This is a genomic window from Congregibacter litoralis KT71 (genome assembly GCF_000153125.2).
GTDB classification, from domain to species: Bacteria; Pseudomonadota; Gammaproteobacteria; order Pseudomonadales; family Halieaceae; genus Congregibacter; species Congregibacter litoralis.
The window spans coordinates 13,599-32,785 of record NZ_CM002299.1; the positions used below are offsets into that span (position 1 = coordinate 13,599).

The 19,187-nt window shown below is 59.2% G+C and carries 17 protein-coding genes; 11 read left to right on the forward strand and 6 right to left on the reverse strand.

Annotation, left to right across the window (positions count from 1 at the left end; all coding sequences use genetic code 11):
• Nucleotides 1–52: 52 nt before the first annotated feature.
• Nucleotides 53–1,180 (forward strand): PQQ-dependent sugar dehydrogenase, encoded by a 1,128-nt coding sequence (locus KT71_RS00065; protein WP_008293571.1) that lies wholly within the window; start codon nt 53–55, stop codon nt 1,178–1,180.
• Nucleotides 1,181–1,264: 84 nt separating this feature from the next.
• Here KT71_RS00065 and KT71_RS00070 read toward each other — a convergent pair whose 3' ends face one another.
• Entirely contained in the window at nt 1,265–1,960 is a 696-nt protein-coding gene (locus KT71_RS00070; RefSeq protein ID WP_023660465.1) for a hypothetical protein, read from the reverse strand.
• A gap of 242 nt (nt 1,961–2,202) precedes the next feature.
• Between KT71_RS00070 and KT71_RS00075 the strand changes: the two genes are divergently transcribed.
• Nucleotides 2,203–2,445, forward strand: coding sequence for a hypothetical protein (locus KT71_RS00075; RefSeq protein WP_008293569.1), 243 nt, complete (start codon nt 2,203–2,205; stop codon nt 2,443–2,445).
• A gap of 5 nt (nt 2,446–2,450) precedes the next feature.
• On the forward strand, nt 2,451–2,894 hold the full coding sequence (locus tag KT71_RS00080) for a hypothetical protein (RefSeq protein ID WP_008293568.1): 444 nt from the start codon (nt 2,451–2,453) through the stop codon (nt 2,892–2,894).
• Nucleotides 2,895–2,925: 31 nt separating this feature from the next.
• Here the strand turns inward: KT71_RS00080 and KT71_RS00085 are convergent, their stop codons facing one another.
• The gene (locus KT71_RS00085) at nt 2,926–4,320 is read right to left on the reverse strand and encodes a ribonuclease J (protein ID WP_238549446.1); all 1,395 of its coding nucleotides are present in this window, start codon (nt 4,318–4,320) and stop codon (nt 2,926–2,928) included.
• Nucleotides 4,305–5,126: an endonuclease VIII gene (gene nei / locus KT71_RS00090; protein WP_008293566.1), complete on the reverse strand. Its 822-nt coding sequence runs from the start codon at nt 5,124–5,126 to the stop codon at nt 4,305–4,307. The genes KT71_RS00085 and nei overlap by 16 nt, the downstream gene beginning before the upstream one ends.
• A 120-nt stretch (nt 5,127–5,246) precedes the next feature.
• On the opposite strand from nei, the gene KT71_RS00095 reads away from it, so the two are divergent.
• Complete coding sequence (locus tag KT71_RS00095) at nt 5,247–6,677, forward strand: MFS transporter (RefSeq protein ID WP_023660466.1); 1,431 nt, start codon at nt 5,247–5,249, stop codon at nt 6,675–6,677.
• An 83-nt stretch (nt 6,678–6,760) separates the two neighbouring features.
• Nucleotides 6,761–7,819, forward strand: a complete 1,059-nt coding sequence (locus KT71_RS00100) for a 3-deoxy-7-phosphoheptulonate synthase (RefSeq protein ID WP_008293564.1) — start codon at nt 6,761–6,763, stop codon at nt 7,817–7,819.
• Nucleotides 7,820–7,826: 7 nt separating this feature from the next.
• Here KT71_RS00100 and KT71_RS00105 read toward each other — a convergent pair whose 3' ends face one another.
• The 3 genes from KT71_RS00105 to KT71_RS00115 all read right to left on the reverse strand — a co-directional run bounded on the left by KT71_RS00105 (nt 7,827) and on the right by KT71_RS00115 (nt 11,108).
• The gene (locus KT71_RS00105; protein WP_008293563.1) at nt 7,827–8,867 is read right to left on the reverse strand and encodes a DUF481 domain-containing protein; all 1,041 of its coding nucleotides are present in this window, start codon (nt 8,865–8,867) and stop codon (nt 7,827–7,829) included.
• Nucleotides 8,868–8,976: 109 nt separating this feature from the next.
• On the reverse strand, nt 8,977–9,780 hold the full coding sequence (locus KT71_RS00110) for an MOSC domain-containing protein (RefSeq protein ID WP_008293562.1): 804 nt from the start codon (nt 9,778–9,780) through the stop codon (nt 8,977–8,979).
• On the reverse strand, nt 9,780–11,108 hold the full coding sequence (locus KT71_RS00115) for a serine hydrolase domain-containing protein (RefSeq protein WP_008293561.1): 1,329 nt from the start codon (nt 11,106–11,108) through the stop codon (nt 9,780–9,782). Before KT71_RS00115 ends, KT71_RS00110 begins: the two co-directional genes overlap by 1 nt.
• A gap of 222 nt (nt 11,109–11,330) precedes the next feature.
• Here KT71_RS00115 and gor point away from each other — a divergent pair, with 222 nt between their 5' ends.
• The 6 genes from gor to KT71_RS00145 all read left to right on the forward strand — a co-directional run bounded on the left by gor (nt 11,331) and on the right by KT71_RS00145 (nt 18,958).
• Nucleotides 11,331–12,689 carry a glutathione-disulfide reductase gene (gene gor, locus KT71_RS00120; protein WP_008293560.1) on the forward strand — a complete coding sequence of 453 codons (1,359 nt, stop codon included), beginning with the start codon at nt 11,331–11,333 and terminating at the stop codon, nt 12,687–12,689.
• 36 nt (nt 12,690–12,725) lie between these two features.
• Nucleotides 12,726–13,478, forward strand: a complete 753-nt coding sequence (locus KT71_RS00125; RefSeq protein ID WP_008293559.1) for a sulfite exporter TauE/SafE family protein — start codon at nt 12,726–12,728, stop codon at nt 13,476–13,478.
• A gap of 68 nt (nt 13,479–13,546) precedes the next feature.
• Nucleotides 13,547–14,494: an ABC transporter ATP-binding protein gene (locus KT71_RS00130; protein WP_023660467.1), complete on the forward strand. Its 948-nt coding sequence runs from the start codon at nt 13,547–13,549 to the stop codon at nt 14,492–14,494.
• Nucleotides 14,484–17,339 carry a Gldg family protein gene (locus tag KT71_RS00135; protein WP_008293556.1) on the forward strand — a complete coding sequence of 952 codons (2,856 nt, stop codon included), beginning with the start codon at nt 14,484–14,486 and terminating at the stop codon, nt 17,337–17,339. The genes KT71_RS00130 and KT71_RS00135 overlap by 11 nt, the downstream gene beginning before the upstream one ends.
• The gene (locus tag KT71_RS00140) at nt 17,336–18,232 is read left to right on the forward strand and encodes a DUF4340 domain-containing protein (RefSeq protein WP_008293555.1); all 897 of its coding nucleotides are present in this window, start codon (nt 17,336–17,338) and stop codon (nt 18,230–18,232) included. Before KT71_RS00135 ends, KT71_RS00140 begins: the two co-directional genes overlap by 4 nt.
• Nucleotides 18,233–18,310: 78 nt before the next feature.
• Nucleotides 18,311–18,958, forward strand: a complete 648-nt coding sequence (locus tag KT71_RS00145; protein WP_008293554.1) for a transglutaminase-like domain-containing protein — start codon at nt 18,311–18,313, stop codon at nt 18,956–18,958.
• The last annotated feature ends 229 nt before the right edge of the window (nt 18,959–19,187 follow it).

Below are 19,187 nucleotides of genomic sequence, written 5' to 3' on the forward strand. Positions count from 1 at the left end.
TTTACACTCTTTATGCTCTCAATTCCGTCGATTCATCCGCTGCCTCACCCGAATGCCCGGACGTCATCATGCCGTGTCGGCGAAAGAGACACCACCTCGGACATTGCTGTCCTCCGGGCTACTGCTCCTGGTGCTGACCATGACCGTAGCGGCCGCGCCGGCGGAGGAGTATCGACTCCTCACCGTCGCTGAGGACTTGCGGTGGCCCTGGTGTGTCACGAAGCTCCCCGATGATGGCTTTTTGATCACGGAACGGGAAGGTCGTTTGATACACCTTGATGCCGCGGGCGATCGCCATGTTCTTGAAGGCACGCCGGACACCCTGTTTGCAGGACAGGGCGGCTACTTCGATGTGGTCCTCCATCCAAAATTTGCAGAGAACCGTCTTATCTATCTGAGCTATGCCGAAGGTGTGGAATCGGCCAACGGCACCGCCATCTTTCGCGCGGAATTTCGGGACGGAGGGCTTCGAAACGGGAAGCAGATCCTGCGCGTCAAGGATGACAAAACAACCCCCCAACACTACGGCGCCAGAATGCTGTTCCTCGCCGACAGCAGCCTGTTAATCACCACCGGTGATGGCTTCGAGCATCGGGAGGACGCCCAATCACGGGAAAGTGAACTCGGAAAGGTACTGCGCATCTATGACGATGGCAGCCCCGCAGGCCTGCTTGATGAGGAAGGTGAACCGCTGCGCCTGTGGACTCTGGGGCATCGCAATCCCCAGGGCCTGGCTATCGATGGCAACTCCGGTGCAATTTATCTTCATGAGCACGGACCCCGCGGCGGCGATGAGATCAATCGTATCGAGGCCGGTAACAACTATGGCTGGCCGGCGGTGACTCACGGCGTAGACTACAGCGGCGCCTATGTCTCACCCTTCAAATCGGCACCCGGTTTTGAGGCCCCCCTGTGGACCTGGGTGCCCAGCATCGCGCCCTCGGGCATGGCCTGGTATGGGGGCAATCTTTTCCCCACCTGGCGTAACAGTCTTTTCGTGGGCGCCCTGGTCGATGAGGAGGTACGACGCCTCACGCTGCATAAGGGCGAGGTAGTGGAGGAAGAGGCGCTGTTCACTGAACTCGGGAGCCGCATCCGCGACGTCAGGGTCTTTCAGGATGACATTTATCTGCTCACCGACTCCGAGGAAGGTGCGCTGATACGCGTCGTACCTAAGTAGTACCGGACTATTATCCGGGTGTTACCCGGGTAGTACGGAATGAGTATCTAACCCGCCGGTGATCAGCCGGCGGGCAGGTTGGAGTTACGCGGCTTTTTTACGCGCGGCGGCTTTCTTTTTGGCCGGTGCTTTTTTACGGGCAACTGTTTTCTTGGCGGGAGCTCTCTTCTTGGCTGGTGCTTTCTTCTTGGCAGCTACTTTCTTTTTAGCCGGCGTACGTTTTGCTGCTGCTTTCTTCACGGCCGTTTTACGCGGCGTTTTTACTTTGGTTTTCGCCTTGGTTTTCGCCTTGGTTTTCGCCTTGGTTTTCGCCTTGGTTTTCGCCTTGGCCTTGGTTTTGGCTTTAGCCTTTGTTTTGGTTTTAGCCTTCGCCTTGGCGCGACGGGCCGCTGCTTTTTCTACCATCGCCGCCGCCTGGTTTGCGGCCTGGGCTTTTCGCGCCTCCAGCGCGAGGTCTGCACGCATGGGAACCAGTTTTTCCGCGTAGTCATAAGCGGCCTTTGCAATCTGGCTCACGGTATCGCTCAATTCCTGCACCTGCTTTAACAGCGCATCAACTCTTTCGCGATCGGCACTGCTGCCTTTTTTACGCAACGATGCCCGGGCTTTCTTGAGCCGATCATTGGCAACCTTGTGTTTTTTCTTGACCGATGCCAGTTCACGTTTTGCAGAGCTGTGTGCCCGCTCTGTCTCTTTGAGCAGACGCTGACGAAGCTGTTCCACACGCTTGCTCGCCTGTTCCGCCATTTTCGTCGCCTGAGCTAATTCTTTTTCTAACATACGCGGTACCTTTTAGTGTTATTGCGTTACCCCAACTCCAGTGTAGGGAGAAAATGCGGTTTTGTAACGGTGATTTTTTGACCACCACAAACCTGCATTTGAAGTCACGACCGTTTGTCGTAACAGACGCTCAAACAGTCGCATACAACAACAGTAATCGGAGGTGCCGGTTGTAAGGGCCACGGGCAGGGTACTATGCTGTGGAATCATTTGTTGTCAGCACAAAGAACGGAGCTCGCAAAATGACCGAGGGAGAGAGCGGATCAAAATCCCGCATGCCCAAAGCCGTTCGTAAACGCCTGCGGGAAGCCGCGGTGGCGAAGGTGCGCCAGGATATTATTCATGCGGGGCGCACAGAGGCGGAATACGACGATGAGGATCTTGAATACCTCGTCGCCGAAAAAGAAAAGGAGATCTGGTCAGGCCTCGGCTGGAAGAGCTTTGGGGTAGTAGCTTTACTCCTGGGCATTAACATCGGTATCTGAGGAACATGTCCATCTTCCGGATCCTTAAATACTCCTCCCTGATTTACTTTCTCAGTAAGCATCGCAGCAAGCTTTCACGCTCAGCTGTAGTGCTGCTGTTTGCCTTTGTCAGTTCCCTGATTTACGACGACGTGCGGATCTACCTGGCGCAACAGCACCCGGGTACCCTCATCTACGCGCTGATCGCGAAAATCGTCATTGTTTACGGCTCTCTGGTGTTTGTGTTGCTGCAATTTCGAAACAGCAGCAAGGCAAGCGCCGATGGCAAAGCGCGCGCTGCGGATCTTGCCGATAAGCATCATGAACAACGTTCTACGCTGGAGCAGACACCCCCAGGCCATCTTGATGCCCTCGCCGACGTGGAAGAACACGACCATCTGCGTTCCCGCTATGACCGAATCCTCAGGGGAAAGGGATCATCAAAGACGTCGTCAAAGGGAGCGCCCTGAGCACCGGTTGCCGGGGCTGCGGGCTGCTGCTCTACGCCCTGGGCACGTCGGGTGGCGCGACGGGCGACAGGCGACCCTCTTCATCCTGCTCCAGGCGGCCCACCCTGGCCACCTTGCGACGAAGACCCGGTTCCGGTGCAAGATAAAAGAGATCACCGTTCTCGCCCGTTAAGGCCATCTTTGCACCGTTTCCCCGCGCTATCTTGGCGTTAGCTTTCATATGTCGCTGCTCCCCGTGAACCGGAACGGCGAGACGCGGCCGGGCCCACTGGTACATGGACGCCAGTTCATCGGCACAGGGGTGCCCTGAGGCGTGCACCGTCTCAACCGCACCATCGCTGTCGATAACCGTGATGCCCTGATCACGAAAACGCTTGATCAGTCGCTCCACGGGTTCCTCGTTGCCCGGAATGATGCGCGAACTCAGGATCACCGTGTCCCCCGGTTCGAGCTCCAATTGGGGATGAGAGCCGTTGGCAAGGCGCTGGAGCGCCGCACCGTGCTCACCCTGACTCCCCGTTGCAACGATGAGTATGTCTTCCCGAGGCAGATAACCCAGGTGCCCCGCCTCGATAAGCCTGGGGGAGCGCTCAAGGAGGCCCACGGTGAGAGCCGCCGAGTGCATAGTCTGTAGAGACCTTCCCAGAAGCGTCAGGTAGCGCCCGGTTTTATCCGCCACGTCTATGAGGCTGTGTATACGGGCGATGTTGCTCGCAAAGCAGGCCACCACCACGCGGCCTTCACAACCTGCTACGGTTTTCCCAAGACCATCGCGCACTACAGATTCGCTGACAGAATGCCCCGGCACCACCGCGTTGGTGGAGTCACAGATCACCGCATCCAGCTGACTGGCTCCCGCTGCTGCAAATAGCGCATGGTCAAAACCCGGTCCCACCTGCGGTGCCTTATCGATCTTCCAGTCGGCGGTGTGAAGGAGTTTTCCGGCGTCGCAGCGAATGTGGAGCGCGCAGGTATCCGGTGTGGAGTGGGTGATGGGCAGCCATTCCACATCAAAGGGCCCGATGCGCTGGCTTTCCCCCGGGAGACATTCAATGAGGGGGCTGGGAACCTTGCCTCCCCGCCCGGCGGCCTTGCGGCGCAAAACCTCGGCGGTGAAGGGCGTGGTGTACACGGGCACCGGAAAACGCTCCCAGAGAAGGGGCATGGCGCCAATGTGATCCTCGTGGGCATGGGTCAACACGATGCCGGCAAGAGCATCCCTGTGCTCCACGATGAATTGCGGATCCGGCGTCTGCACCCGGGGGCGGACTCTGTGGCTGTCCCGTTCAAAGGTAATACCGCAGTCCACCATCAACCAGGCGCCGTTGTGACCATAGAGGTTGAGATTCATGCCGATCTCGCCGCAGCCCCCCAGAGGGAGAAACCAAAGATCTTTCGGGCCCGGCGTGATCATTCGGGTTGGCATGTGGGACACCAGTAAATGCGGCGACTGCCCATGCTGTCCCGGCGAATCGTGTCCTTGCAGGAATAACAGGGGCGACCATCCCGTCCAAACACAAAGAAGCGCCGTCGCTCAAAACCCTTGACCGTCTTTTTGAGCGTCGCCGCAAGACGCGGCGGCAGGGTAATACCGCCGGTTTCATAGCTGCGCCTGGGAAGATCGAGCGTTTCCCGAGCGAGGCGGCCTCGCTCACCGCGGCTGAGATCTCTGGGACGACGCTTTGGGTGCACGCCTGCACAAAACAGAATCTCCGAGCGAAGGTAGTTGCCGCTCCCCGCCAGAAAATGCTGATCCAGATACAGCGCCGCCAGGGAACGGCCCGCAAAACGGGGCATGGCAAGACGCTCGCTGATATCCCGCCACGCGAGCTTCGCCGACAGGAGATCCGGCCCCAGGGTAGCCAGGAAAGGATGCATGCCTATTTCCTCCCGGGGCCACACACTGATATCCGAGGCGCTGTACAGGAGCGCACTGTGACCTGAGGTGTGCAGCGCTAAACGCAGGGAACGGTTTGTCGCCGGCATCTTTCCCCGCTTGGCAATCTTCCAGACGCCGTAAAGCTGATTGTGGGAGTAAATCGCATAGTCGTTATCGAAGTGGGTCAGGAGTGCTTTTCCGCGGGTCTCCACCTCAAGAACACGCTGTCCGCTGAGCACCTTCGTAAAACGCTGCAACTCGGGAAACGCAAACGCCACCTCTTCAACGGTCTCGTCGACGAGCACATTCGCGATGCGGTCCGCGGCGCGGCGGATTTCCGGTCCCTCAGGCATTGCGCGCTTCTTCCTCTTTTTCCACGGTCCCCATGCATACGCAGACACAGGCCTCAAGGATGGGTGATACTTGGAATCTCCAATAAAAGCCATCCTATCGAGAATGATCAAGAACTCTTCATGCCCCCGCTAAGTACCCGCCTTATCTATGGCGCCGGGGGGGCTGTGTACGCCGTGAAGGAAGCGGCGTACACGATGTTCATCCTGCTGTTTTACACTCAGGTGCTCGGTCTCAATGGCACCCTGACCGGTCTGATCATCGCCTTGAGTCTGGTCTGGGACGCCGTCTCCGACCCTCTTGTGGGAACCCTCTCGGATCGCCTTCGCAGCCCTCATGGTCGCCGACATCCCTTCATGGCCTGGAGCATCGTCCCCCTGGGTCTCGGCTTTATCGGCTTGTTTGCTCCACCCGAGGCTCTCAGCGGCTCCCAGCCGCTTCTTGCCGCCTGGCTGCTGTTCTGGTCCCTGTGGATACGCACCTTTGTCACCACATTTTCCATTCCCCATCTGGCCCTATCCGCAGAGATTACCAGCGACTACCAGGGCCGAAGCCAGGTCCTCGGCGCCCGCCTGGCCTTTCTCTTTCTTTTTAGCGTGCTGACCCCTGCGATAGCCCTGACGGTGATCTTCCAATCCGTCGGCGGTGAGGACGGTCGCTTTCTCCAGAGCAACTACCCGGTGTATGGAGCGTTTTCCTGTGCGGTCTGCTGGGTTTTTGCCAGTGTCACCACCCTGGGCACCCGTCGCTATGCGCAGCCTTCGGATTCCCAGGCCCTGCCTCCAAGCCGCAGCGTGGGCAACACTCTCACCCAGGATCTGCTGCGGACCCTCGGCAATCGCAGTTTTCGCTACCTCATCGGTTTTGAAGTGACGCTCATGGCGAGCTTCGGAGCAGTTTCTGCGCTGAACATGCTGGTCTGGACCTATTACTGGGAATTCGATGCCCGGCAGATCTCGATAATTCTTTCCCTGCCCAGCTTACTGGCCGTGATGCTGGTCATGCTGAGTCTCCAGCCCCTGGGGCGACATCTTGAGAAGTACCAGTTACTCCAGTTCGCGACCATCGGCCTGATTCTCAACTGTCTGTGGCTCTATCCCCTGCGGATGCTTCATATCCTTCCCGAGGACGACAGCTCGCTACTGTTCGCCCTGAACTTCGTTTTCATGCTCGTTTTTATGTACTGCTTTCTCATGCGGGGCATACAGGCACAATCCATTATTGCGGATATCACCGACGAGCATGAGTGGGAGCACGGCATGCGCCAGGAAGCGGGCTTTTTTGCCGCCGACAATTTTGCTCAAAAGTTCGCGACGGTGTTTGGTCCCCTTTACGGCGGTCTTGCCGTGGATATTATCGGCCTTGAAACGGGCATGTTGCCGGGAACGCTCAGCGACGCGGTGCTTGATGGACTGGTCATTGCCTTCGGTCTGGGTTCTCTACCCGGTTTTGTCCTGGCGCTGCTGTTCTCCACTAAAATCACCATCAGTCGGGCGCGGGTTGCTGATCTTCAACGCAAGCTTCGGGAGCGCGCCGCGATTGCGGAGGCCTGAGCGGGGCCTGTAAAAGCTGTGAGGGTTGTGAGCGCCGCCCGAGCGGCGCAAAATGCGCGCCTCAGAACATCACGGCTTCCACCATGGCTCAAGGTATTTACGATACACGTATCCGTCAGGCGCAACCTCTGATCACCCCCTGGGTGCTTGCCGACGAGCAACCCCTGTCCGAAGAACAGGCCACCATCGTAGGGAAAGCCCGGGGGCAGATCGAAGATGTGTTGTCGGGAAAGGACCCGCGCCTCCTTGTTATCGTGGGTCCCTGCTCGGTTCACGACCCGGCGGCCCTCCTGGAATTTGCGGAGAAACTTCAATCCCACTGCCTCGATCTCAACGATGCAATTCTGCCCGTTCTGCGGGTTTACTTTGAAAAACCCCGCACCGTCGTGGGCTGGAAGGGTCTCATCAATGATCCGGATCTCGATGGCAGTTTTCACATCAACAAAGGTCTGCGCCTGGCGAGAAAAGTGCTTCAGGACATTGCCGACCTGGGTCTGCCGGCGGCGAGTGAGTTTCTGGACACCACCTTTGGTCAGTACTACGCGGATTATGTGAGCTTCGCCGCCATCGGTGCGCGCACGGTAGAGAGTCAGATTCATCGGGAGCTGGCGTCGGGGCTATCGATGCCCGTGGGATTCAAAAACGCGACGAATGGCGATATCGGCGTTGCCATTGACGCCATTCGCAGCGCCAATCACAGCCACTGGTTTCCCTCCCTTACCCGCGAGGGCACGCCGGCCATCCTGCAATCCACCGGCAACCCGCACAGCTATCTCATCCTTCGGGGCGGCAAGAGCAGCGGACCGAACTACGCCAGCGCCGCAGTGCAGGAAGCGGCCACGGCAATGGCAGACGCGGGCCTGGAACCCGGCGTTATTGTGGACTGCAGTCACGGCAACAGCGAAAAGGATCCCCAGCGCCAGGCCATCGTTGCCTCAGATATCTGCGACCAGATCGAACAAGGCCAGAATGCCCTCCGCGGGGTCATGCTGGAGAGTCATCTCATCGGCGGGAATCAGGCTATCGGAGACCCAAAGTCCCTGACTTACGGACAGAGCATCACCGATGCCTGCCTGTCCCTCGAGGAGACCCTCCCGGTACTGGATAACCTGGCCGCAGCGGTGAGCCGGGCCAGGCTATAAGCGCGGTTTACCAGCTGTAACCCAGGCGGATACGGTAGGTTTGGTCAACTTTTTCCGTGCCTTCTACCGCACCGGTGTTGACGTCATAGGCTAGCTCTGCCGATGCCTCAATCCCGTAAAGAAGCGGGAAGGCGAGACCAAAGGTCGTATTGAGCACAATGTTGGACGCCTCATCGAGGTTCCAGATGCCCTTATGATCGATATAGAGGCGTGAGTCTCCACCAAGATAATTGGAATGCATGTGTACGTCCCAGGTGCTACCTAAATACTCCCGGTCCTCAGCGCTGACAAAATCTTCCGTGATGTACGCGAGACCGGTTTCCGCCTCCAGGGCGAAAACATCGTCGGTGAAAAACTTGCGGCCCACATAGGGTCCGATGGACGTTCTCAAATCCAGATCGGCGAACAGATCCTGCTCTGCCGATGCACCACCACCCCAGTACCAGTTGCCCGTCTGATTGCGATCGTAGCGAGCCCGGGCGGTCCAGTTTTCGGCGTTCTTGGTGCCGTTGGCTTCATTGACTTCACCAAATGCCTCAACACGATAACGATCTACCAGGCTTTCCCAGCGGGTTTCAAAGCGATAATCCAGCTCATCGGTATCGGTGTTACCACGCTGACTGTTGTAGCCAAAGCTCGCCAGTCCACCGAACTTAAAGCCGTTACCCAGTTCCCAGGGTTCGGGATTGATGCGGGTCAGCTGCCGGAGAGCGTAGCTTTGCTCCGTCGCCTGGGGCAGCGCCAATTGCTCTTCGGCAACTTCCAGGCGAGGCGTTTCCAGCACATTGCCGTCGTCCATCTGCAGCACCAGATCGGACTCTACGGTCATGGCGACAATGGTCGATTGATCAATCTCCAGGGTGCCCGCAAAGGCGGTATCGATCTTTACCTTGCCGCCATCGGCGTCCTGCACGGTCCCCAGGACCACGGAGCCGTCCTGCATTTCAATGCGATCCAGGGCCGCGGCGCTGAACGATAGACAGAAGCTGCTGAGAGATAAAACAGCCGTCGTCAGAAATCGACGACCGCCTCGAAGAAGTGTGTACATGGTGATGCCTCAATAGTGTTCGCGTGTTCTTGAGCGGATAAAAAACCGCGCGCAGTTTACCAGTCTGTACCGGGCATTTGAGCTAATGGCGCTTTGGCAATAGTTGGGATTAATCCAACACGGACACGCTGTCACCGACGGTCAACCGGTCCCCCGCTGTGGCAATGGCGTTCATCCCAAAGTAAATGACACCGTCCCGCCGTCGATACTCAGCGAGGACGCGATTGATCAGGGGATCTTTTTCCGCGGTTTGTTGGTTGATCGACGGTATGACGCAGCGGGAGCAGGGTTTTACGATTGCCAGCTCCGTGGCCCCGATACGCAGACGCTTCCACTGATCCTCTGCATGGGGCACTGCGCCGGCAATAAGCAGATTAGGGCGGAAGCGATCCATGGGAACAGGCACGGGCAGTCGGGCGTTCAGCGCGTCGAGAGACGCCTGGGAAATGATCAAAAGAGGAAAACCGTCGGAAAACGCGACGTGCTGTTTCTCAAGACTCTCGGGCAGATAAGCAGCATCAACGCTTCGCGTTGCGTTCTCGGGACAAAACACCAGGCGGAGGTCCTCACCCAGACGCTCCCTGAGCCAGGCGTTTACCTCCGCTGCCGCACATCGGGCACGGAGCGTATGCTCCCACACGGTGGCTGAAACCTCCGGACTCTGAGCATCCGGCTGGTCCACATCCATGCAATGCTCGCCAAAAGTCAGGCGCAGCCCATGCTCCCGGGGCGCCACCCCCAGCAACGCCATGGCGGGAGCCCGGCGTTGACTGTAAAACTGTCCGGCGCTGTCAATGAGCATCCAGCGGCGATCCCCCGCCAGACCAAAGCGGTCCATCGTCGCTGAATTCACCTCGTGACCCCGGGCGGACTTCACGGGGTAGCGATAGATGCCGGAAAGCTGCATTGTCATCAGAATGCCGGTGAACGCAGCTTCGCCAGGGACAGCAAAAACTCGTGCATGCCCTTGTCCACACCCGCCCCGGTGAGTCCGAGACGCACCACCACGGTTTCCCATTCGGGAATCACCACCACGAACTGCCCCGCATGCCCGCCGGCATAAAAGAGGTTTTCCGGGAGCCCCTCAAAGACCACACCATCGGTATTCAGCCAGAACCCCCGCCCGTAGCGGCCTTTTTCATCCGAGGGACGGGCCGTCACAGAGTCTCGCAGCCAGCGTTGGGATAAAAGCTCGGACCGCCCATGCCAGGCATCCAGCCACAGCTGCCCGGCTTTCAGCCAGTCCCGGGCCGTGAGATACACATAGCTGGACCCCACCTGCACACCACTGGCATCGGCTTCTGCTACGAGTGAATTCATACCCAGGGGCGCTGTAAATTCCCGGGCGATCCACGCCTCAAAGGGCTCTTTCAGGGTTTTCTGCCAGAGATAGCTGGCAAAAACCGTATCCCCGCTGGAATAGGAAAAGTGCTCCCCCGGTGGGTAGGCCTGGGGTTTGCCGGCGGGAATCTCCCACATGGCGGGCGCGGTGTAGAGCATTTTGGTCACATCGCTGCCCGGGCCATAAACCTCAACAAAATCCAGGCCGCTCTCCATCTGCAAGAGGTGCAGCAGCGTCAACGTCGGATCAAGGTCCGGACGCTTCGGATCATCCGCCAGCAGCACCGCCAGGGGCTGAGCCGGATCAATGAGGCCCCGTTCGGTCTGCATACCAATCCAGGTGGCCATAAGGCTCTTGTTCATGGACCAACCCTGGAGGCGGGTCCCGGCCGTGATGGGGCTGGCGTAGGCCTCCAGAAGCAGTTCGCCCTGGCGTGCCACGAGCAAGGCATAGGTATTGCGGGCGCCCGTCGAGGCCTCGGGCTCCGCAAACGCCGCTTCCACCGCGGGGCGCCACGGCGCCGGAACGCCCGGGCCGCTCTCATCGGCGGCAGCAACGCTCAGGGGCGGCGCACCCTCCCCCGGGCCGTTGAGCGTGCACCCTCTGCCAGAGAGATGCACGGCCTGGGCGTCCACACCCAGCAGAGACGCCGACACCAGCCCCTGCTCCTGATCGACGGTAATGTCCAAGGCACCGAGCAAGGGGCCCAGTATCGCCATATTGGGGTTAACATCGCGATCCTGAACAAACTCCGCCGACAGCCCCGAGAGAAAAACACCCGAGCAGACCTGCTTGGCGCTGTAGCCCACGGCGACCTTCATGGCATCCCTGGCGGTCCAAACACCGAACAGCAGCGTAAGCAGCAGTCCCAGGGATAGAACGGGAATAATTTTTTTCATGCCCTTACTCTCAATTTTCAGCTCTCAAAATTCAGCTCTAAAAACAGGCGCGTCTTCGCCTGTCTCTGTATGCCTTCTTATGGTTTATCGGGCGTTTTCGCGCCGTCTGGCAACTCCGCTGAATCATCGGTGTCCCATGTCATGGCCCCGAGAGGAATGTAAGGCTCCCACGGTACCGTCGGCGAAGGCCTGTTAGAATGCCCGCCCTCAGGAGGAACAGCAATGAGTGATCTAGATTTCGACCTTTTCGTCATCGGTGCAGGCTCCGGTGGTGTCCGGGCAGCCCGCATGGCCGCCGGATTCGGCGCGCGCGTGGCGATCGCCGAGGACCGCTACATGGGCGGCACCTGTGTCAACGTCGGCTGCGTACCCAAGAAGCTCTACGTCTATGCATCAGAATTCGGCAAAGCCTTTGACGACGCCCGGGAGTTTGGCTGGGACAGCGGTGAGAAGCGCTTTGAATGGAGCACCCTGCGGGACAACAAGAAAACGGAGATTGCACGACTCAATGCGATCTACCGCAACATGCTCGATGGGGCCAACGCGACCCTCATCGATGGTCGCGCGCGCATTATCGACGCCAATACCGTAGCCGTGGGCGATCAGCATTACACGGCGAGCAAGATCCTCATCGCCACGGGCGGCTGGCCCTACAAACCTGAGTTTCCGGGCAATGACCTGGCGGTCACCAGCAATGAAGTATTCGATCTGGAGAGTTTTCCCGAGCGCCTGCTGATCATCGGCGGTGGTTACATCGCTGTGGAGTTTGCCGGGATTTTCAACGGCTTGGGCTCGCGGGTAACCCAGCTTTATCGCGGCCCCCTCTTCCTTCGCGGCTTTGACAGCGATATCCGTGCCCACGCCGCGCAGGAAATCCGCAAGACCGGCGTCGATCTTCGCTTTGAGACCAACGTTGTGAGTGCAGAACGGGTTGCCGGTGGACTGGCGGTAGAGCTTACCGATGGCAGCAGCATCGAGGTGGATGCCATCCTCTGTGCCGCAGGGCGGCGCCCTCATCTTGAGGGTCTTGGCCTCGAAAATACCGACGTCAAACTCACCAGCCATGGCACCATCGAAGTCGATGAGCACTTTCAGACCGCAGAATCGAGCATTTTTGCCGTGGGCGATGTGATCGGCGGTATGGAGCTCACACCCGTGGCCCTCGCGGAAGGTATGTCCTTTGCCCGACGACAGTACGGCGATATGGAAAAAAACGTGGACTACGACTTCATTCCCACCGCCGTGTTCTGCCAGCCCAATATCGGCACCGTGGGATTCACGGAGAGCGCGGCGGAGATCGAGTTCGGCGACATCACCCTGTACAAGTCGACCTTCAAGCCCATGAAGCACACCATCAGCGGTCGTGATGAAAAAACCTTCATGAAACTCATCGTCGATGACGCCTCGGATCGCGTGGTGGGCGTGCACATGATGGGCCCCGATGCCGGAGAGATCATCCAGGGTATCGGCATCGCTTTGAAGGCCGGCGCCACGAAGGCGACCTTTGACAGCACCATCGGTATTCATCCCACGGCTGCTGAGGAGTTCGTCACCATGCGGGAGCCCTGGGGCGACGACTAGGGGCGCTTTCCTGAGCGCCAACAGGCAGGGTAAACAATGAACGTCGAGCTCTGGGAGCTGGCATTGCTCACCGGGGCGGGCACCATCGCGGGGATGCTGAATGTCATCGCCGGTGGTGGCTCCCTGATGACCGTGCCCATTATGTTGTTCCTGGGACTGTCCGGGCCCGAGGCTAATGGCACCAACCGCATATCCATCATTGCGCAGAACATCGTCGCGGTGCGCACCTTCTTCCGCCGGGGCTTTTCGGAGTTCCGTCTCAGCCTGACCCTGTCGGCTGCGGCGATTCCCGGCGCCATTCTCGGGGCCCTCGTCGGGGTGCAACTGGACGGTGAATGGTTTGATCGCGTCCTTGCCCTGGTGATGATCGCCGTGCTCGTACTCATGCAGATCCCCGGCAAAAAGTCAGCGGACACTTCCGGCCCCCTGACCCCGAAGCGCTTGATGCTCGGTCATATCCTGATGTTTGCTGCGGGCTGCTGGGGAGGATTTATCCAGGTGGGCGTGGGATTTATTCTCATGCCCATTCTCCATCGGGTGATGGGGCTGGATCTGGTGCGCACCAACATGCATAAGGTGTTTATTGCCCTGACCTACAATCTCTTCGCTATCGTGGTGTTTGCCGCTGCGGTATCCATTCACTGGCAGTTTGGTCTGGCCCTCGCGGCGGGCAACGCCCTGGGCGGGTACTTCGGCGCACGGTTTTCCGTGCAGGGTGGCGAAGTCTGGATACGCCGGATCTTCACAGGGGTACTGATCATTTTTATTATTAAGCTCCTGCTTCCTTGAGGATCAGTCAAACCGAACTTTCAGCGTCCATTCACCTCTAAAAAACTTCTGTGAAGACAGCCAAAAACATGATCGATGTAAAGTTTCTTACTCGGTATTACGGCAAAACTCCGGCCGTCCAGGATGTTTCTTTTTCCATCAGCGAGCGTCAGATCGTGGGTCTCCTGGGCCACAACGGCGCAGGCAAGACCACGGTAATGAAGATGCTGAGCGGTTATCTCGAGCCCTCCGCCGGCAGCGTGGAGATCGGCGGAAAGGACCTGAGCCTCGATGCCAGGGAGATTCAGCAAAGCCTCGGCTATCTGCCGGAGAATCTGCCCATCTACCCGGAAATGACCATTGCGGACTATCTGGACTATGCCGCCCAGCTCAAGGGGCTCCGGGGAGATAAGAAGCGTCGCGCCATCCGCTACAGCGTGGACGCCACGGAACTGGGCGCGCGGTTTTTTGACCCCATTGGCCAGCTCTCCCGGGGCTTTAAACAACGCGTGGGAGTGGCGCAGGCAATCCTCGGGGAGCCCGAACTGCTGATCCTGGATGAACCGGGCAACGGCCTGGATCCCCAGCAAAACGAGCATATGCGCGAACTCGTACAGGAGCTCTCCCGTCAGGCCACGGTGATTCTCTCCACCCACGTGATGCAGGAAGTGGATGCTCTCTGCGAACGGGTTTTGGTGCTGTCTAACGGGGCCCTGGCACTGGATTCGCCCCTGGCTGTGCTGCGGGAGAGCCGCGAGCTCCTCCTGAGCTGCAGCAGCGATACGGGTGACATGGCAAATCTCCTGTCGCGCTTACCTCAGATCGCCCATGTCTCGATGCTGGACGACACCGGGAACAAGCTGACCCTGAGCCTGGCGCTCAAGGAGAGTGCCGCGATGGATACCGCGGCGGGAAATGTCAGCCGCATGGTGATCGACAGTGGGGCAAAGCTGTATTCCCTGACACCCCTGCGACGCAACCTGGAGCAGATCTTCCGCGAGGCGGTACGTGAGAAAGGAGGCAGCCATGGGTCCTGATCTGGTGTTGTTCCGCGTTGCCCGCAAAGAGCTGCAACTGTTCTTTGCATCGCCCGTTGCCTGGATGTTCCTGGCGAGCTTCCTGGCGGTGTGTCTTTTTGTATTTTTCTGGGTGGAGGCATTCTTTGCGCGCAACATCGCGGATGTGCGTCCCCTCTTTGAGTGGATGCCCCTGCTCCTCATCTTTCTAAGCGCCGCGCTCACCATGCGTAGCTGGAGTGAGGAGCGGCGCAGCGGGACCCTGGAACATGTCCTTACTCTCCCCGTGTCTCTATGGCAGTTTGTGCTCGGCAAGTTCATCGCCTGCGCCCTGGTGCTGATGCTGGCATTGGCGGGAACCCTGTTACTCCCCCTGACCGTCGAGGGTATTGCAAGCCTGGACTGGGGGCCCGTGGCTGCGGGCTATCTCGCGACCTTTCTCCTGGGGTGCAGCTACCTGTCTGTGGGACTGTTTGTATCGTCGCGCACGGACAACGCCATCGTCAGCCTCATAGGCAGTGTTGCTCTGTGCGGTCTGCTCTACCTTGCCGGCAGCGAGCTCCTCCTGGGCTTTTTTGGCGGCAGCGCTGCGGAGTTCCTCCGGCTGATGGGCTCCGGTGCACGCTTTGAGAGCATCACCCGGGGCGTGCTTGATCTGCGGGATCTGTACTACTACTTCGCTATCACCGCGGTTTTCCTGGGCCTGAATATTTTCGCTCTGGAGCGCGGTCGCTGGTCCGAACGCTCAAACAGCCATCATCGCAGCTGGCGCTTCGGGGTGACGCTGGTGGTGCTCAATCTACTCCTTGCCGCTCTCTGGCTTCACAAGCTTCCGGGCGTCCGGACCGATCTTACGGAGGGCAAGCTCTACTCCCTGTCCGAGCCTAGCGAGACCTTGCTGACCCAACTGGAGGAGCCCCTGCTCATTCGCGGATACTTCAGCGAACGCTCCCACCCTCTCCTTGCACCCCTCGTGCCCCAGCTGCGGGATCTCCTTCGCGAATACGCGGTGACGGGAGCCGGCAAGATCCGCGTGGAGTTTGTGGACCCCGCGGAGGACGCAGCGGCGGAAAAACAGGCCAACGAAGAGTACGGAATCCAGGCAACCCCCTTTCAAGTGGCGGATCGCTACCAGTCAGCGCTGGTAAACGCTTACTTCAATGTGCTGATCCAGTACGGCAACGAAAAAGAAGTACTGGGCTTCTCGGATTTCATCGAGGTGAAGATGGCGGCGGGAGGAGACCCCGAGGTACTCCTGCGTAATCCTGAGTTCGATATCACGCGGGCGATCCGCGACGTGCTCTATCGCTATCGCAGCGGTGGCGAGCTGTTTGATCAGATCTCCAAGCCTGTGACGCTGCGGGCCTACGTATCCGATGACAGCAAGCTTCCCCAACTGCTCGTGGACTACCGCGATGCCATCCGCCGCGAGGCCGAGGCCCTTGTTCCCAACTCTCAGAACAAGTTCAGCATCGACTTCGTGGAACCCGAGGCCAAGGGCGGGGCCGAGGCCGCCCGCATCCTCGAGGAGTGGGGATTCCAACCCATGATTACCGCTCTGGGTGATGAAAACGAGTTCTACTTTTACCTGACTCTTGAAGACGACCATCAGGTCATCCAGCTACCCACGGGGCGCTTTGACAGCAGCGACTTCAGTGACGCCCTGGAAGCGGGCCTGCGACGCTTTGCCAGCGGCTTCACCCGCACCATCGCCCTCGCCCTACCCGGGAGTAGCCAGCCCCGGGGCGGTATGCCTCCCCAGGGCCATAGCTTTGGCACGCTCCAACAGACCATCAGTCAGGATCACAGCATCCTCATGGAGGACCTTACCGATGGCAGCGTGGATGCCAGCGCTGACCTCCTCATCGTGATGGCTCCCGAGACCCTTGAGGCCAAAGCACTCTTTGCTGTTGACCAGTACCTCATGCGGGGCGGCACGGTCATTGTCGCCACATCGCCGCGCTCCATCGAAACCCGTGGCACAGCCCTGCAATTGCGCAGGGTCGACAGCGGTATGGAGGACTGGCTTGCCCACCAGGGCATTCGTGTCGAAGACACCGTTGTGCTGGATGATCGCCAGGCGGCGTTTCCCGTTCCCGTGCTCCGGCGCGTGGGCGAGTATGAATTCCGGGACATGCAATTCGTGGACTACCCCTATTTACTGGACATCCGCGACGACGGACTGAACCCCGACCACCCCATCACCCAGGGCTTACCCAATCTCACCGTGGGTTGGGCGTCGCCCCTGTCCGTATCGCCGCAGGAGAATATCGAGAGCACCACACTGCTGAGCAGCTCTGACAAAGCCTGGCTGTCCGCGCAAAGCGACGTTATGCCGACGGTAACTGACAGCGGTCATAGCAGTTTTTCCGGGGCCGGCAAACCGCGACAGAAGGCCGAGGTGGGTGTTTTATTGAGCGGTGAATTCACCAGCTTTTTTGACGAGGTGCCCACACCCGCCGCATCCGCAAATGACGACCTGAACGAAGATCGCGAGGTGGAGACACCCAGCACGGCCTTGATCAGTAAATCGCCGTCCTCCTCCCGTCTCATCGTGGTGAGCTCCAACGACTTTGCCAGCGATCAGGTCCTGAGCGGTGTGATTGCCGCGTCCGGCACCCAGTACTTCGGGCCCCTGGAGTTTCTCATGAACGCCGTGGACTGGTCCCTGCAGGACAGCAGCCTGATGAACATCCGCTCCCGGGCGCACTTTAACCGCACGCTCCCCGCGCTACCCAAGAACATGCAGGCGCGGATTGAGTATGCCAATTATGCCGGCGCCCTGATTTTCCTCATCGTGATCTATGCCGTCTGGCTACTCCAGCGCAGACGGCGGGAGAAGCAGTTGGGGAGGGTTCTTCTATGATCCTGCGCATTCTCGCGGTGCTTTTCCTCGCGCAACTTGCCCTGGTCGCGTATCTGTACTGGCCCGAAAGTCCCGCAACAATCAGCCGCGATACCCTCGTGGCGCGGCTGAGCCCGGGCGCCGTAAATCGCGTCGAGGTGTCCACACAGGAGGGCGCCACGGTCGTGCTGCTCCGTAACCAGAATCAGTGGAGCCTCGATCGGGGTCTGCCCGCCGACAACGACAAGATGCGTTCACTCCTCAATGCCCTGCTGACCGCCGATCCCGGCTTTCCCATCGCCGATAGCGACACCGCAGCGAAGCGCTTCCAGGTGTCAGACGTCGGGTTTGTTCGAAAAATTGTTCTGTCCGGTGATGATGGTGACGCCACCGTCTACCTCGGAAGCACGCCGGCAATGCGCAAGATTCATGCACGGGCAGAGGGCGAGTCTGCGGTTTTTGTGCTGCCCCTGAGCAGCTTCGATGCCCCGGCGGATATCGACAGCTGGCTGGATACGCGACTCCTCGCCGTCCAAAACGTGACGGAGTTTGCCCTCTATGGCGTGACGTTTACCTTGACCGACGGCCAGTGGTCCCGCAGTGATGGCACCGACGTGGAACAGGAATCGGCGGCGGCCTTTGCGGCGGCTTTGGGCGGCATGGCGATCAGCGGTCTCGTGGATCCCGCCGACGATGATGCAGGAGCGGCCGATGAGGCCCTGCGAGTGACGCTCAATGACGACGGGGAGATCAGACAGCTTGCGGTGTTACGCAATCCGGAATCCGATCGCTACTATTTTGACAGTGAACGTTTTGACAGCATATTCAGCACCAGTGCCTATGACGCCGAGCGCCTAATCGATGCAGCGACGTCGCTACTGGCAACAGAAGCAAAGGAAGCAACGGAAGACTGAGAACAACAGTCTCCTGTAGTCTCTCAGGGTGCGTCATCGGCGCCATACTTTTCAGGCAGATACACTTCGGAGCTGACCATGCCCCCCTCATCCAAAACCCTCGACCCGACCTGGTTTCTTGATAGTGACAGCGAGGCTGTGCGCGACTTCGCGGCAAAGACCGTGGGAGGCCTAAAGGACCCCGTCGCCATCGCAGAGGGGCTTTTCTACGCCGTGCGCGATGGTATCCGCTACGACCCCTATCGGGTCTCCCGGGACCCTGCCGTTTATCGGGCCAGTGTCATCGCGGGCGCGGTGAGTAACTGGTGTGTTCCCAAGTCCGTACTGCTGACTGCCTGCGCCCGCGCTCATGGCATCCCCGCTCGCCTGGGTTTTGCGGATGTGCTGAATCACCTCACCAGCGACAAGCTCAGCGAAAGTATGGGCACGGACCTTTTTGCCTGGCACGGTTACGCCGAACTCTGGCTCAACGAAAAATGGGTAAAACTCTCCACCGCCTTCAATATAGAGCTCTGCGAGCGTTTCGGAGTCGCTGCCCTGGAGTTCGATCCCGTTAATGGCGCGCTTATGCACCCCTACGACACCCACGGCAGGCGACACATGGAGTATGTGCGCGAGCGTGGCAGCTTTGATGATCTACCCCTGGATGCCATCTTCGAGACCTTTGATGAGGTTTATCCCACCATGACGGGATCAGAGAACAGCAATGATGCTGCCTTTCATTGACAAGCCGCACTGACTCGAGCGATCTCTCGCCGTGCGGTATTACGCAGCGAGCGTCCCCCCACCCAGCGAGCGGAGTGGCATCGCGCGGAGGGAGATCGCGGATAACAAAGCACCCAAGGACAAATTTGAAAGCTCTAACGGCTGACAGGTGCGCGCTCACACGGCCGTAGCCCTTACTTCGCGTCGCGCTGCGCGCTCCTGATTGCTGCGTAAGGACTACGCCCGCGCA